13 protein-coding genes are annotated in these 16,667 nt (G+C 40.2%); 2 read left to right on the top strand and 11 right to left on the bottom strand.

The window, feature by feature from the left end; all coding sequences use genetic code 11:
• Nucleotides 1-589 precede the first annotated feature (589 nt).
• The gene (locus AB3G73_RS01705; protein WP_367742094.1) at nt 590-2,515 is read left to right on the top strand and encodes an NAD(+) synthase; all 1,926 of its coding nucleotides are present in this window, start codon (nt 590-592) and stop codon (nt 2,513-2,515) included.
• Nucleotides 2,516-2,630: 115 nt separating this feature from the next.
• Here the strand turns inward: AB3G73_RS01705 and AB3G73_RS01700 are convergent, their stop codons facing one another.
• The 8 genes from AB3G73_RS01700 to AB3G73_RS01665 all read right to left on the bottom strand — a co-directional run bounded on the left by AB3G73_RS01700 (nt 2,631) and on the right by AB3G73_RS01665 (nt 11,420).
• A complete protein-coding gene (locus tag AB3G73_RS01700) occupies nt 2,631-3,194 on the bottom strand; it encodes a tyrosine-protein phosphatase (RefSeq protein WP_217721515.1) in 564 nt (187 codons plus the stop codon).
• Between the two features lie 25 nt (nt 3,195-3,219).
• On the bottom strand, nt 3,220-4,344 hold the full coding sequence (gene hisB, locus AB3G73_RS01695; RefSeq protein WP_298045778.1) for a bifunctional histidinol-phosphatase/imidazoleglycerol-phosphate dehydratase HisB: 1,125 nt from the start codon (nt 4,342-4,344) through the stop codon (nt 3,220-3,222).
• A 3-nt stretch (nt 4,345-4,347) separates the two neighbouring features.
• Complete coding sequence (gene hisC, locus AB3G73_RS01690; RefSeq protein ID WP_148366130.1) at nt 4,348-5,388, bottom strand: histidinol-phosphate transaminase; 1,041 nt, start codon at nt 5,386-5,388, stop codon at nt 4,348-4,350.
• Between the two features lie 103 nt (nt 5,389-5,491).
• Complete coding sequence (hisD, locus tag AB3G73_RS01685) at nt 5,492-6,775, bottom strand: histidinol dehydrogenase (protein WP_234132009.1); 1,284 nt, start codon at nt 6,773-6,775, stop codon at nt 5,492-5,494.
• A gap of 100 nt (nt 6,776-6,875) precedes the next feature.
• On the bottom strand, nt 6,876-7,727 hold the full coding sequence (gene hisG / locus AB3G73_RS01680; RefSeq protein WP_148366126.1) for an ATP phosphoribosyltransferase: 852 nt from the start codon (nt 7,725-7,727) through the stop codon (nt 6,876-6,878).
• 259 nt (nt 7,728-7,986) lie between these two features.
• A complete protein-coding gene (locus AB3G73_RS01675; protein WP_004296910.1) occupies nt 7,987-8,478 on the bottom strand; it encodes a PaaI family thioesterase in 492 nt (163 codons plus the stop codon).
• Nucleotides 8,479-8,552: 74 nt separating this feature from the next.
• Nucleotides 8,553-10,457, bottom strand: a complete 1,905-nt coding sequence (locus tag AB3G73_RS01670) for a fimbrillin family protein (RefSeq protein WP_321020466.1) — start codon at nt 10,455-10,457, stop codon at nt 8,553-8,555.
• Between the two features lie 306 nt (nt 10,458-10,763).
• A complete protein-coding gene (locus AB3G73_RS01665) occupies nt 10,764-11,420 on the bottom strand; it encodes a DUF2490 domain-containing protein (RefSeq protein WP_320979913.1) in 657 nt (218 codons plus the stop codon).
• Between the two features lie 165 nt (nt 11,421-11,585).
• On the opposite strand from AB3G73_RS01665, the gene AB3G73_RS01660 reads away from it, so the two are divergent.
• Complete coding sequence (locus AB3G73_RS01660) at nt 11,586-13,151, top strand: ATP-binding protein (RefSeq protein WP_148366122.1); 1,566 nt, start codon at nt 11,586-11,588, stop codon at nt 13,149-13,151.
• A 150-nt stretch (nt 13,152-13,301) separates the two neighbouring features.
• Here the strand turns inward: AB3G73_RS01660 and AB3G73_RS01655 are convergent, their stop codons facing one another.
• The 3 genes from AB3G73_RS01655 to AB3G73_RS01645 are packed head-to-tail and all read right to left on the bottom strand — an operon-like array spanning nt 13,302 to nt 16,666.
• Nucleotides 13,302-14,678 carry an MFS transporter gene (locus AB3G73_RS01655; RefSeq protein WP_148366121.1) on the bottom strand — a complete coding sequence of 459 codons (1,377 nt, stop codon included), beginning with the start codon at nt 14,676-14,678 and terminating at the stop codon, nt 13,302-13,304.
• A 12-nt stretch (nt 14,679-14,690) separates the two neighbouring features.
• Nucleotides 14,691-15,590 carry a glycerophosphodiester phosphodiesterase family protein gene (locus AB3G73_RS01650; RefSeq protein WP_217721512.1) on the bottom strand — a complete coding sequence of 300 codons (900 nt, stop codon included), beginning with the start codon at nt 15,588-15,590 and terminating at the stop codon, nt 14,691-14,693.
• Between the two features lie 20 nt (nt 15,591-15,610).
• Entirely contained in the window at nt 15,611-16,666 is a 1,056-nt protein-coding gene (locus AB3G73_RS01645; protein WP_367742067.1) for an MBL fold metallo-hydrolase, read from the bottom strand.
• Between the last annotated feature and the right edge of the window lies 1 nt (nt 16,667).

Genomic DNA, 16,667 nt, shown 5'->3' with positions numbered 1-16,667 from the left:
AAGGAATACACTTATCTTCGCGTATGAAATAATAATACGCTCCTTCCCCCAATCGGTTACAAACATATCTTGCATCGATTTGGGGTAGATTATATTTTCTATAAAATACAATAGGAGTTAGACTAACTTGGCAGATTTTTTATATTACGCCAAATATCCAAATAGATTTTTCGTGTTACTGCTGTGTGAATTAAATGTTTGACCATCTGCTCTCTTAAGTTATAAATTAAACACTAATATTACTTGTTCTGTTTTAGGTTTATGTACTTTCAATGTTGTCATATTTCGGTTACAAATATATATATTATATTTAAACAAAAGAAACAATATGTCGCATTTTTTATACCATATTTCCACTTCTATCTTTTTGCTACATATTTAAGTCTATATAATCCTTTTAAGAAACAAAATCAAAATATATTCCAGCATAAATTAGATATTCACATTCATTTTGATAGTTTAATTAATTGTTTAAACAACAAATACCATAACCCATAAAAATAGCTTATTGAGAGGATTCAATACAGAAAAGAAAAATATTCAAAACTATTTCCTATTTTTGCACCCATTATATATAAAAAGGTATAAGATGAACTACGGATTTGTGAAAGTAGCTGCAGCTGTGCCACACATAAAGGTGGCTGACTGCAAATTCAATGTAGAGAAGATAGAAAGCTTGATTGCAGTAGCCGAAGGCAAAGGAGTGCAAATGATCGTATTTCCGGAAATGAGTATTACCGGATATACTTGTGGCGACCTGTTTGGACAGCAGCTTTTGCTTGAAGAGGCAGAAATGGGGCTGATGCAAATCCTTAATAATACTCGTCAATTAGACATTATTTCTATTGTTGGCATGCCTGTTATTGTCAATTCAACAGTAATCAATGCAGCCGTAGTGATCCAGAAAGGGAAAGTATTGGGGGTTGCCGCCAAGACTTATCTGCCGAATTATAAAGAATTCTATGAACAGCGCTGGTTCACTTCGGCACTTCAACTGACAACCAATAACGTACGGCTTTGCGGACAAGTAGTTCCGATAGGTGCCAATCTGCTTTTTGAAACTTCGGATACGACTTTTGGTATCGAAATATGCGAGGACCTTTGGTCTACCATACCTCCCAGCTCTTCATTGGCATTACAAGGCGCAGAAATTATTTTCAATATGTCTGCTGACAATGAAGGCATCGGAAAAAACAAGTATCTCTGCTCTCTTATCAGCCAGCAATCTGCACGTTGTATTGCCGGATATGTATTCTCATCCTGCGGCTTCGGAGAGTCTACTACCGATGTCGTTTTTGCAGGTAACGGACTGATTTACGAAAACGGTTCGCTTCTTGCGCGCAGTGAACGTTTCAGTATGAAAGAACAACTTATTATCAGTGAAATAGATGTTGAACGTATCCGGACTGAACGTAGAATCAATACGACTTTTGCCGCCAATCAGGCAAATCTGGGAGATAAAAAAGCTGTTTCTATTGCAACAGAATTTGTTAATAGCAAAGAACTGGAATTAACCCGGAAATTCAACTCTCATCCTTTTGTACCACAGGGAGCAGAATTGAACGAGCATTGCGAAGAAGTATTCTCCATTCAGATAGCCGGACTGGCACAAAGATTGGTTCATACCGGAGCTAAAACTGCCGTAGTCGGCATTTCCGGTGGATTGGATTCAACACTGGCACTGCTTGTTTGCGTGAAGACTTTTGATAAGTTGGGATTGTCCCGGAAAGATATCCTTGGAATCACAATGCCGGGTTTCGGAACAACAGATCGTACTTATCACAATGCCATTGGTCTGATGAAATCGCTAGGTATTTCTATTCGTGAAATCAGTATAAAAGAAGCCTGTATCCAGCATTTTAAAGATATAGACCATGATATAAATGTACACGACGTTACATACGAGAATTCGCAGGCACGGGAACGTACACAAATATTAATGGACGTAGCCAATCAAACTTGGGGAATGGTGATCGGTACAGGAGATTTATCAGAACTTGCACTGGGATGGGCAACCTACAATGGCGATCATATGTCGATGTACGGAGTAAATGCAAGTGTACCGAAAACTCTGGTGAAGTACCTGGTACAATGGGTAGCGGAAAACGGCATAGATGAAAATTCAAAAGCGTTTTTACTTGACATAGTAGACACTCCTATTAGTCCGGAACTGATTCCTGCAGATGAAAACGGAGAAATTAAACAAAAAACAGAAGATTTGGTAGGTCCTTATGAGCTGCATGACTTCTTCCTTTATTATTTTTTACGTTGTGGTTTCCGCCCATCCAAGATATTCTATCTGGCCAATATTGCATTCAAAGATGTCTATGACGAAGAAACCATCAAGAAATGGCTCTCTACCTTCTTCCGTCGTTTCTTTAATCAACAATTCAAGCGTTCTTGCTTGCCGGATGGCCCCAAAGTAGGAAGTATTTCTATCAGTCCAAGAGGAGATTGGAGAATGCCAAGTGATGCTAGTTCAGCCATGTGGCTTAAAGAAATAGAGGCTCTATAAGGCAGCCTACCGATATGTTTGTGCCACCGCATTGGCACAACTGTGCCAACAGTATGGCATGGTTGTGCCAATGCGGTGGCACAGTTGTGACAGAGTGATGGCACAGACGGGAATATTAGAACTCTCCGCCTGCCATTACTTCTTCTCTTATTAGCTCCACATTGGCTTCTTTAATTCTTCTAATAATATTCTTATAGATTCGATGAAAGCCATATCCCCCTTTTGTCATCTCATGGATGGCATCTTCTTTCGAAGCATTTTGAAAAACGATACGATAAAAGGCACAAACAGCCCCTGTGCGATCAGAACCATGATGACAATGGAAAACAATAGGGGCCGTACGATTTTTAATAATGCGCAATGCTTGTATCAATTCCTTTTCACTAATCGAATGTGCTTTGGTTTTTACCCGGTGAAGTTTTAGACTTGTTCCTTTTGCTTCATCATCATCGCTGTGTCTGTTCCGTAGATTAAGAACTTCCCCAATCCCATACTTTTCCAAAGCTTTAAAATCATCTTTAGAGGGTTGTTCCGAGCGGTATACCCCGGAATCAATCTTATACAGATTGGTCAACTCGCTATCGGGAAGAGTAATCTTCTCTACTTTCAAATTCTGACTAAAAACAGATATAGAGAAAATTACTCCCCAAAGTAGGCTTAACAAGATTCTTTTCTGCATAAGTCTATGTATCATCATTAGAAAATTACAGAACCCCTTTACTGGATGGAAGTTCAAAATGATAGATATCACGTTTCAATGCCATCTTTAATGCACGTGCAAGAGCTTTAAAAATTCCTTCTATTTTATGATGTTCATTCTGTCCTTCGGCTTTGATGTTCAAATTCATCTTCGCTGCATCGCTTAACGATTTAAAGAAATGAAGAAACATTTCTGTTGGCATCTCTCCTATTTTCTCTCGCTTGAATTCAGCATCCCAAACCAGCCAAGGACGACCGCCGAAGTCCAGACAAACCTGACAAAGACAATCATCCATCGGCAAGGCATAGCCATAACGTTCAATCCCTCGTTTGCTACCTAAAGCCTGATAGATACATTCGCCCAATGCAATAGCGGTATCTTCGATCGTGTGATGTTCATCTACTTCCAAATCTCCTTTTACACGGATGGTCAAGTCCATGCCGGAGTGTTTTCCAATCTGCTCAAGCATGTGATCGAAAAAGCCAAGACCGGTAGAAATGTCACAAGTTCCATTTCCATCCAGATTCAAAGCAACATAAATATCTGTTTCTTTTGTAGTACGGCGTACTTCCGCCTTCCGTTCTCCGGCAAAAAGGAATTCAGTTATCCGGTCCCAGTCAGTAGTTGCAAGGGCACAGACTTCTTCTAATCCTTTTTCTTTCAGAGCTTCGGTTGAGTCTTGCAAATAAATTGCCCGGCAACCCAGATTTTTGGCAAGTTCCACATCCGTAGGACGATCACCTATCACCAAACTTCCGGCAAGATCATAATCGGGACTATTCAAATACTTCGTCAACATTCCCGTACGTGGCTTGCGGGTAGGCGCATTGTCTTCAGGGAAGCTACGGTCTATCAGAATTTCATCAAAAGTAATCCCCTCTCCTGCCAATGTTTTAAGCATCAGATTATGAGCAGGCCAAAATGTCTCTTCCGGAAAAGAGGATGTACCCAATCCATCCTGATTGGTGACCATCACAAATTCAAAGTCAAGTTTACTACGGATGAAACCCAAGTTACGGAATACCTTCGGATAGAATTCCAGTTTTTCCAATGAGTCGAGCTGATAATCAACGGGAGGTTCGATTACCAACGTACCATCTCTATCGATAAATAATACTTTCTTCTTCATAAATTATCCTTGATAGTTTTTAAGGGCAGCCAATAGGGTATTATTTTCTACACGGGTACCGACAGTCACACGCAAACAGTTGCAACAAAGTGAAATGTTATGACGATTACGCACAATGATTCCTTCACCGACCAAATAGTTGTAGATTTTCACAGCATCTGTCACTTTAGCCAAAAAGAAGTTGGCATCAGAAGGAAACAGTTTGATAGTACATGGGAGTTTTTCAAATTCCGCTTCCAGATAATCACGCTCTTCTTTCAACGTTTTCACCCAACGTTCTATCTCATAGTGCTTATGCAACATAGAAATAGCTTGTTGTTGAGTCAACTGATTGACATTATAGGGATATTTGATTTTGCTAAGGATATCTATAATTTCTTTGGAAGCAAAAGCCATTCCCAGACGGATAGCAGCACATCCCCAAGCCTTGGAGAATGTTTGGAATACGACAAGGTTGGGATATTTATCCAACTCTTCGAGGAAAGACGGAGCTTGGGAAAAATCATTGTATGCCTCATCCAGCATCACTAATCCTTCGAACTGGCAAAGTACCTTTTCAATTTCGGAACGGAGCAAATCATTTCCTGTCGGGTTGTTAGGCGAGCAAAGGAAAATCAATTTGGTGTGTTCGTCGGTAGCCTCCAGCAGTTTATCGGCAGAGAACTGGAAGTTATCATCCAGCAATACTTTCCGATATTCCACATCGTTCACATCGGCACAAACCTGATACATACCATAAGTAGGATCGATGGCTACGACATTATCTTTTCCCGGTTCGCAGAATGCACGAAAAACCAAGTCGATGGCTTCATCGCTACCGTTTCCAAGAAAAATATGCTCGGGGGATACTTTTTTGATTTTCGACAACAGCGTCTTCAGTTCACACTGCATAGGATCCGGATAGCGGTTATGAGGTGTATTGTAGGGGTTCTCGTTCGCATCCAGGAAAACAGAGGCTGTAACTCCTTTATATTCATCTCGTGCCGAAGAATAGGGTTTTAATTTCCAGATATTCGGCCGGGTTAGTTCTTGTAATGTTTTCATCTTCATTTATTATTTATTGAAACGCAGATTAACGCAGATAGACGCAAATTAAATTTTCCTTTGCGAAAATTCGCGTAAATCTGCGTTTCATATTAATTAATTATTAAGCTAAGCTTTTCAGACGAACTGTGACAGCATTTTTATGTGCATCCAGCTGTTCATTAGCGGCCATTTCTTCTATAGCAGGGCCAATCGCTTTTATTCCTTCCGGGAGAATTTCCTGAAATGTAATCTTACGGATAAAACTATCCAGACTTACACCGCTATAGGCTTTGGCATAACCGTTGGTCGGCAGAGTGTGATTCGTTCCGGAAGCATAGTCGCCGGCACTCTCGGGAGTTAACGAACCTAAGAAGACAGAACCTGCATTTATCACACGTTCGGCCACTTCCATATAGTTTTCCGTTTCTATGATTAGATGTTCCGGAGCATACGCGTTAGTCAGTTCCAATGCTTCATCAAGATCCTTCACTAAAATCAATTTACTATTCTCCAGTGATTTCGCTGCAATTTCACGACGGGGAAGTTCTGCTAATTGACGCTCTACTTCTGCCATCACCTCTGTTTGAAGTTTCTCGGAAGTGGTAATCAATATAGCCTGACTATCTATTCCGTGTTCTGCCTGTGACAAAAGATCTGCTGCCACAAAAACCGGATTGGCAGAGGCATCGGCCAGAACTTCCACTTCAGAAGGACCGGCAGGCATATCGATAGCTACATCACGCAGGCTCACCAATTGTTTGGCAGCTGTCACATATTGATTGCCGGGACCAAATATCTTATATACTTTAGGTACACTCTCCGTTCCATAAGCCATAGCAGCAATCGCTTGCACCCCACCAGCCTTGAATATTTTGCTGACACCTGCCAGTTGCGCGGCAAAAAGGATAGCCGGATGAATATCCCCATTTTTGTCGGGAGGAGTGCAAAGAACGATTTCCTTGCATCCTGCAATTTTAGCCGGAACAGCCAACATTAATACAGTCGAGAAAAGCGGTGCTGTTCCACCCGGAATATACAACCCGACCTTTTCGATTCCTACAGATTTTTGCCAGCAAGTTACCCCATTCATTGTCTCTACCTTCTTCCCGACAAAACGCTGGGAAGAGTGGAATGTTTCAATGTTTTGTTTAGCTAAAGAAATGGCAGCTTTCAGTTCATCGCTTACCAATGATTCGGCTACCTGTATTTCTTCAGGAGTGACAGCAAGTGCAGACAAGGTCACTTTATCAAAAACAGCCTCATATTCCAATACTGCTTTGTCGCCTTCTGTCTTTACCTTATTTATAATAGAACGAACAGTATCGAACAAACTTTCCGTATTTAGTGCCGGACGTTTCAAAAGTTCCGTCCATTGCTCTTTTGAGGGATATTTAATCAATTTCATGGTTCATATTTTATTAAGCACGGATTTCACGGATTACGCGGTATCTAAGATTAGTGACTACATTATCTGTGTAATCCGTGTAATCCGCGCCTATATCTATTTATACAATCATCTTTTCAATCGGCAGTACCAAAATACCTTCCGCTCCCAGTCCTTTCAGTTTTCCGATGATTTCCCAAAAACGTTTTTCATCAAGTACTGTATGAACAGAACACCAGCCTTCCTGTGCCAATGGCATCACTGTAGGACTCTTCATACCCGGCAATACAGCAATGATTTCTTCCAGTTTGTCTTTGGGAGCATTCATCAATACATATTTTTTATCTTCGGCTGTTTTTACTGCATTCATACGGAACAACAGTTCTTCAAGCACTTCTTTTTTCTCGTCGCTCATGTTCTTGTTGCCAATCAACAATGCTTCCGACTTCATTACAACTTCCACTTCTTTCAAACGATTGCTGACCAAAGTAGAACCGGAACTTACAATATCAAAAATGGCATCAGCCAATCCAATACCCGGAGATACCTCCACCGAACCGGTTATCACATGTATTTCGGCATTTACATTATTTTTTTTCAGGAAGTTACGAAGAATCACCGGATAAGAGGTAGCAATCTTCTTGCCTTCAAACCATGACAGACCGGGATATTCAATATCCTTCGGCATAGCCAGTGACAGACGGCATTTGCTGAATCCGAGACGTTTGACAATTTCAGCATCTTCCTCCTTTTCCATAAACTCATTCTCACCCACAATTCCCAAATCAGCTACCCCGGTAGCTACCGTCTGCGGAATATCATCATCACGAAGAAATAGAACTTCGATAGGAAAGTTAGAAGACTGTACCAACAAGGTACGTTTAGTAGTGCTTAACTTGATATCTGACTCTTCTAAAAGTGCCATTGTCTCTTCGAAGAGACGCCCTTTGGCTTGTACTGCGATTCTTAACATGACTTTATTTAATTACTAATTTATTAATTACAAATACAATCTGCGTTGAAAAACAAAAAAGGCTTACCGTATTCGGTAAGCCTTCGTTATCGTTTATATAGTTATACACAATATCATCCACGCCCACCGATTATTCGTTAGGAAAATGATGATGATGATGTGTAGCTGTATATTTCATATTTCTTCTATTAACTGCGACAAAAGTAAAGTATTTGTTTGATACTACCAAACATTTATCACAAAAACTTGAGTTTTTATTTCAAATTAATGGTAATATCTCCTCCGATTCTACATCGCATTTCGAAAAATGCATTTCATCTTTCGACTTTTCTTTCGAGAAAGTAAAGTAAGTACAAACTGATTCTGTACAGACTTCTCCATCCTTATTATATAACTTTGCTTCAACAATAACGATGTTCCGCTTTACCTCTTTAATAGACGCACGCAGTACTATATGAGAATCCTTAGTATCAATCGATTTCCGGTAACGAGTTTCCATCTTCGACGTCACTCCCGTGGTTTGTAGTTTACGAAGTATAACCCAGGCACAGATTTCATCCATCAAGACAGCTTGAATACCGCCATGCAAGGTATCAATCCAGCCTTGATATTCGGGACGTGGTTTCCAAATGCTGACCACTTCGTCACCATCTTCGTAAAATTCCATTTTTAATCCGGCTTCATTATTGGAAGCACAACCAAAGCAGTTGTACCCCTCCAAACCCTTCCAAGGGTTTATTATCTTCTTCATAATTCTCTCTTTTTAGTTAGTTTTACTTCCCAAATATAAGCAATTTATGGAAAAGAGAAACCTTTTTCGCCGATTTACTTTCTTATGCAACGAATGGCAAAGGCTTTTGTATCAACGCCTGCGTTAGATTCTTCAATAATATCCGTATCGCTTTTCAGATAGAAAACCTTGGTGTCGATAGCGGCATTTGCATTATCCAGTGTCCAATATGCCAGATGTTTTTTCTCGTAATCAGTTTGAAAAGCCCCCACATACATTCCTACAGGTATTCCATTAAAACCGGATAAATTAGTTGCAGGCTGTACCTGTTCTCCCGCTTTCAAAGGTAACCAAGTACCTGATTTCAGCAAAGAAGCCTCTCCATTCAGATAGTCTTTTAAAATGTTCCAGTCTTTCCAATCCGGTATACTCCAATGAATAGGTAGAATTTTATTAGAAAGTGCTACATTAGCTGTATAAAAATAGTGTTCCGTAGCAGATTGCAGATATCCGAGAACATTCGCTGTCACTGCATCCAGTCTGGGAAGTGCTTCACCGTCGACATACGAAGATACCTCCAGATTATCCCGCATCCAATATTGAGTTCCGATCTTCACTAACGGATAATTATGAATGATTCCTCCACGTACATCACGAGCGATATCTTCCAATGCCAAAACAGATAGTATGTCATCTGCCGTTGTAACGGATAAAGAAACGGTTCCGTCTGCCATCACATATACATTATTACGAATCGGCAAAGTTCCGTCAACATAGACCAACGAGTGATCTTCCATATTCCATGATACACTTCCTCCATTCACTTTTCCGGTTTTTCCTAGCAACTGTGCCACAACGCCTTGAGATAAGTCCACACTACCATTTTCTCCCATCGGATAGGCAACGATTGCCTGCGAAGAAAATTCCGGAGTAACAAGATACTCCTTACATATTTCGGCTACTTGCTTTCCCGAATGTAACACTTTATACACATTCGACTTTTGAAAAGTCAACTTCGAAACATCTATGTATTTATGAAGCGTGACCGATTCAGTATGATCTATTTCGGTTCCATCCCAATCTCCGATTTCCCCATTCACTTTGCTCATTAATACATCTTCGGCTGATACAAACTTTATTTCCAATTCGCGCTGCTTTCCACTTTTTAATTGTAGAGTAGATGGTAATAGACTTGTATATAACTTTCCTGCAGCTTCCAACGTTATGTATTGGTATCCCGGAGTCGCCTCCTGCGGTATCAGAATAAATTCCTTTCCTATCAGTCGACCGTCTTCTATCCCCCATTCTCCTGCAGGAATAATATCCTTCTCTTCGGAATAACCAGAGAAAGTTTTTTTCTGAAAATCATAACTTGTTTTAGTATAAAAGCCACTCACCGAAAGTGTAGGCTTAATGGATAACATATCTTCCAAATTCTCTTCCTCTCCAGGAACAAGAACAATTTTCAGACGAAAAAACTGATGATTATAGGTTAAAGCGACCGCCTCCTTACTGGCTGATACATCTTCTTTAGAAGCAATCAGGAAATCAGAATGTGAATAATCATCAGAAATATTTTGAGTCGTTGAAACCGCTACCTGCATGATACTCTCCCCTATCCCCACTCCACTCTTTTGGTAAGGATAATAACTGATTAAATCCAATGTAACTCCATCATCCGGATAGTATACCGACTCGTTAGATTCAAACTCACCATTAGATGAACGTATGAAATGAAGATTATCCACATAACGTTCTTCTTGCATTGTAGTAGTTCCGGCAAGAGCGAACAGACCGACTTCATCCCCTTCGGCAAAGTTATTATTTGCCATACGGGTATCAACCGACTCACGAATATCAGCGATAAACTTCAATGGAATATCTCCATCATTAACAATATCCCCCTCTTCCTCCGAAATATGGTTCACACAAGCACCAAGCAAGATAGAACAAAAAACAAGTAAACCCACGCCCCTTTGTAGGTTATAAAATAGTTTCATCACATTTATTTTTTAATTTCCCAATAGAAACTTTTGATTGAACAGAAAGAATGGCATAAGAGGAAGTATTCGCTTTCAGTTATGGGATACTGAACAACACGTCTGTTGTACTGTGGAATCATCAATTTCAAGATATCATTTTGATGTCTTGAAAACAAAAGTATATAATTATATTAAACCGAAGTATAGTTTCTATAGGAAAATTTTACATTTCAAATTAAAACACAAATAACCAATAAGTTATAAATAACCAGTCAGAGATCAAGGATTAAGCTCTCACATTATTATATTAAGAGCCTACCAATTTCAGAAAGAGTACCCCACTTCTATTCCGGCAATGTGTCTGCCTTGTGAAGATGCATATTGATAACAATAGAATGCATCCAACGACCAACGCTTGGCTAAAGCTATTTCCACTCCGGGACGATAGCGCATACGATCGGCTCTCCAAAAAGAAGCATCATCCAGACTCTGATAGATTTCAACAGAGAAATAGGGAGAAACAATTCCTTTTGTAGGAGCATAAGACAATTTCAAGCGGGAACGCAAACGAGTTTCAGAATTTCCACGATCAAAAGTCTGCTGAAATCTTTCCCTTACAGCTACTTTCAGCCATTGATAGCGAAAACTGGCAGTAGCAGTTATATGATAGCGATGCCTGAATTTCCAGTCCGAGTCACCCAAATTCCGAAGATGGGTTTCATAGCCAACACCCAAATTCAAAAATGAATAGGGCCGGTAACTTCCACCAACAATAAGTCCCCAACGATCCAACTTTCTCACATCATCTTTCATGCGCAATTCCAAATCACCTGAAACTGAAAACCGGGAATCTATCTTATGATTTACCTTGAATTTAGTCCATGTATTGAAATCGTCACTTTGTGCCCATGCAGAAAATGATATTCCAAACAACAGCACAAATAATAGCCAAGTCTTAGTATTTAATATTATTCTACTCATTGATTTTCGGGTTAAAGTAGCAAAGATAGTAAATTATTCTACGCAAAGAAAAATCATGATACTGAAAAGATTCTGAAAAGATTATGAAAAGATTATATTCGTATTCTGTCTAAATTCTCATTTGCATATTGTATCTTTGCGTAAGAAACTCTAAAATCATCGGATATGGACAACTTGATGCGTAAACTTCCTATTGGAATACAGACATTCGAAGGGATACGGAAGGATAATTATCTTTATGTGGATAAAACAGCACTTGTATGGCGTATGGCTAACCTAGGAAAGCCATATTTTCTAAGCAGGCCACGTCGCTTTGGTAAAAGCTTATTAATTTCTACATTCGATGCTTATTTTCAAGGAAAAAAAGAACTATTCAATGGTTTGGCTATTGAACAACTGGAGACGAAATGGGAACAGCATCCGGTTTTACATCTTGATCTGAATGCCAAAAAATATGAAACGGCAGCAGATTTAATTGCAATGCTAAACCAATATTTAGAAAAATGGGAAGCTATTTATGGTGATGAGAAAAAAGACCGTAGCCCTGAGGAGCGCTTTAGTTATGTAATCGAACAAGCTTCCTTGAAAACAGGAAAAGGTGTCGTCGTATTGGTAGACGAATATGACAAACCTCTTTTGCAGGCTATTACCCGTCCGAAATTGTTCGAAGAATATCGTCAGACATTGAAAGCCTTTTATGGAGTATTGAAAAGTGCTGACGCATATCTCCGTTTTGTTTTCCTGACCGGAGTTACGAAGTTCTCACAAGTCAGCGTATTCAGTGACTTGAATCAGTTGAATGACATTAGTCTGGACTATTCTTACGCCACGCTTTGCGGTATCACCCGCGAAGAACTAAAAAGTACTTTCAAGCCCGAAATTGAAACTTTCGGCCGCAAAAACAATCAGACACCGGAAGAGGTGGTCACTGCAATGGAACGCAATTATGACGGTTATCATTTTCATCCGAATGGCGAAGGAGTATTTAACCCGTTTAGTGTATTGAATGCTTTCAGCAAATTGGAGTTGGGTAGCTATTGGTTCCAGACTGGCACACCGACATTCTTGGTTGAATTATTGCAAAAAAGTGAGTATGATCTCCGTACTTTATTAAATGGTATAGAAGCACCCGCCTCTTCTTTTGCAGAATATAGAATGGATGCTAATAATCCCGTACCGCTGATTTATCAAAGTGGATATCTGACTATTAAGGATTACGACAGAGAGTTTCAGAACTATCTACTTGATTTTCCGAATGATGAAGTGCGCTATGGATTCATTAATTTCCTTGTTCCGTTTTACACTCCAATGAAGAACAACGATCAGGGATTTTATATCGGAAAATTCATTCAGGAATTACGCACAGGTAATTATGAATCTTTCCTCACTCGTCTGGAGGCTTTCTTTGCCGATATTCCGTATGAATTGAATGACCAGACTGAACGTCATTATCAGGTTATCTTCTATCTCGTATTCAAACTGATGGGACAATTCACGGAAGCAGAAGTACGCAGCGCCCGTGGACGTGCCGATGCTGTAGTTAAAACACCGAAATATGTCTATGTGTTTGAGTTCAAATTAAATGGAACCGCAGAAGAAGCAATGAAACAGATTGATGAGAAAGGATATCTGATTCCTTATCAGAAAGACCACCGGGAAATAGTGAAAATTGGTGTGGAATTTAGTGCGGAAACCCGTAATATCAATCGTTGGCTGGCAGAAACGACATAAATATGATAAAAACATTTCGGGAAGAATCGTAGTTACGAACTTCCCGAAATAAAAACCGATACCATTGAAAATAAACATTTGTCATCCTCTTTTGGAAACAAGTTTTTTCAATCTAACCTAATATACCTGATATATCTAACATACCTGAAACTAATCAGCCTCTTTTGATTTTGCATTCCAAACCAATAATGCAAAGAGTACTGACAGCAGAGCTGCACCAATCCAGAACCAATTGATGTATGTGAAATCATAAACATCGACTCCGTTCTGAACCGTCTTCTGACCATCTATCAGAATACCACTCATTACGTCCTGTAATCCGGCTCCAATATAACTGGCAATACCCACCACTCCCAAAGCAGCACCCGACGCATTGCGGGGAGCAATATCCACTGCCATCAAGCCACCTAGAAAACAGATCAAAACTCCGATACCCAACCCAAAAAGAACCATGGCAAGTACATCTATCCAGAAGTGTACACCCGGCACCAATAGGAACAGGCAAAGCGCAAAAACATTCATCAATCCGAATATCAGTGCGGGCACATTACGACGACCGCCAAACAGCTTATCAGAAATCACTCCCGAAAACATGGTACCGATAATTCCACAGACCGGACAGATAGAAATAATAAAACTGGCATCCAAGGTGGAATATCCTTTTTGCGCTTCCAGATAAAAAACGCCCCAACTATTGATGGCATAACGGCTAATATACATAAAAGCACTCGAAAGAGCCAGTATCCAGATAGCAGGCATCAACAAGACCTGCCGCTGCGCCTTATTGAAATCAGCCGCTTCCGTAACGCTCATCTCCTTTTTCTCCTTGGGAATATTCACTGGAAGAAAGCCCTGACTTTCAGGAGTGTCATGAAAGAACTTCCAGACGATCAATGTACCAATCAACCCCACGATACCTGCCCCAAAGAAACCGTAACGCCAACCCAATACACTAACGATAGACGCAATAATCAGAAAGGTCAACGCTTCACCGATATTGTGGCTGGCAGACCAGAATCCATAATAGGATCCCCGTTCTTTGTCCGTGAACCAGCGGGAAAGTCCCACGACACAAGAAGCGGCTCCCATAGACTGGAACCATCCGCTAATTCCCCAAAGTATGGCAAACAGGAGGAACGAATTAGTAAAACCTAAACAAAGGTTGACCAAAGCCGTGACCAGTAAACCGGTAGTCATAAAGCGATTGATATTGCTACGGTCGGCAAGGAAACCATTCGTGAATTTCCCAATGGCATAAGTAAAGAACAATACCGAACCGATAATTCCCAGTTCCGTTTCGGAAAAGATCCCTTCATCTACTATGGGCTTCTTCACGACATTCAGACTAAGGCGGCAAACATAGTACATACCGTAACCGAAAGTGGCTGAAAGGAAAGTAGACCATTTCAGGTATTTCAGACGACGGGCCTCGGAATGAAGATGCTGTGAGTCGGATGAAGACAAAGCTTCCCCGTTACAAGGTCTCGGTGAAGAGACCTTGTAAAAGTTTATAAGTTGTTTCAACATGAGAAAGTCTATTTAGTCGTGAAGCTTCTTTTTGCGCAGATACTCCAATAAGAGGGCAGGACGGTCAGTTTGAATTAATTTGGCTCCCTGATTAATGATCCATCCCCAGCTTTCATCCGGTTGATGAAGTTCTACTGCACGGTCGTCATCATGACCACCGCATAATTCAGGCCAAAGAGAATTTATGAACAATTTAGAACCTGTATCACGCACTTCTTTTATCAGATTAAGCACCTCCGGACTATCATTATCAAACACTAACTCATAAGCAGCAGGCTTCATGTGAGTCTGATAACTGTCAATAATAGCTTCGGCTCCTTTTTTATGCAACTGTACTATAGGCATAAAAATCACTTTGTCCAATACAGCACCGTTTTCGGCTTTCACCTGTTCATAAGGAAGACCGGCTTTGATAACACATTGGTCAACCGTTCCCGTCTTTTCGAGTATGATATAAGCTTCCTGAAAATAGTCATACCCCTTATCAATATTTACCATAATCTTACCTTTGCAGAGCAACATCACTTCTTCCAATGTAGGAATCTGATGTCTTGTCTTACAAGCCACTCCATTTTTAAGACGCATTGCTTTCAATTCAGCCAATGTATAATCTTCCACCAGTCCTTTTCCGGACATGGTACGATTGATCGTTTTATCATGCATCACTACTAAATGTCCGTCTTTGGTTCTTTTCAAATCGATCTCCACCATATCGACACCCATATCAATGCAATTCTGTATACCTTGCAATGAGTTTTCCGGGGCATTACGCCAGTCAGCCCGGTGGGATACAACCAATATTTTATCCGGATGATTTCCCAGCAGATTTTCTCTGATTTCAGCTATTCTATTTTGGGCAACAGCCAATTGCACCAAACACAGAAGAAGTATGAAGTTACATATCCGTTTCATAAGTTCAAACATTAAGTATTTTAATTCAGTTTATTGTTTTTCCAGACCAGTTTTTCTCCCCACATTGGTACATAAGTCTGTTCACAGTTAATCTTCGAAGCCCGTTCGAGTGCCATATCCAATGACCATCTCGATTCATCAACACCTGCATGAGCCAGTTCCAAGATATGTGATAACAAGACATAATCCGGTTCCACCTGTCCTGCACCTGAACCCAGAATATTATTTTCGGTCAGAGCATTGGGAGCATAACGCGGTATCAAGACATTCACATGAGAAGCCAAATTCGTATATTGTTCCGGTTTATAGTTGGAGTCTCCTACATGCATAAAGACGAAGTTACCAGTATCTTCCCCGCAATCAATCGAAAATACAGTCACAAAATTAGATAAGCCGGAATTGTTGTGATCGGTGATACAAGTTTTAATCTTGAATTTTCCAATTTCATAATCTTTATCCCCCTTTGCAGTATAAGGATATGTCGTGTCTTTCAGATAGTTGGACAACACCGGTTTACCTAAATCAAACATAGCCTGGATAAGATCATTATTATAATGATCGGAGTGTTTGTGGGTAACACAGAGAAAATCAATATAAGGTGCCAGTTCTTTCGCCCAACGATGAGAAATGTCAATAGCAAAACATCCTGACGGAGTTTTTACCACATATCCCATATTATAGAGTAACCAGATCGCTGCCGTACCATTTTCTACTTTTGAGTTTTTAATTCCATCCATCACACGATCAAATGCACTCCGATAAAAATAGATAATCGGATCACACTTTTCCATACTCGTACTCGCCTGATCGAAGCCATTCAGATAACTGACGAAATAATCATCTTTACATTGATCCGCATATCCCTGAATCTTGGTCAAAGTAGTGGTACGTCCGGCATTGACAATCAAAGGAGAAGAACTCCACAACTGTTCCGCAGTGGCATCTACTTCCTCTGCCAATTGCGTAAGAATTCCTTCATGACCTGTTTCGGTACTGTTGCTGTCATCATCACAAGCAACAAAACCTATTGCCAAAAGGCAAAACAGTAAATATTGTATTTTTCTTATTATATCCATC

Source organism: Bacteroides sp. L008 (assembly GCF_040812255.1).
Lineage (GTDB): Bacteria > Bacteroidota > Bacteroidia > Bacteroidales > Bacteroidaceae > Bacteroides > Bacteroides vicugnae.
Note: the sequence above shows the minus strand (reverse complement) of the source record. Positions and strands in the feature narration are given on the sequence as shown.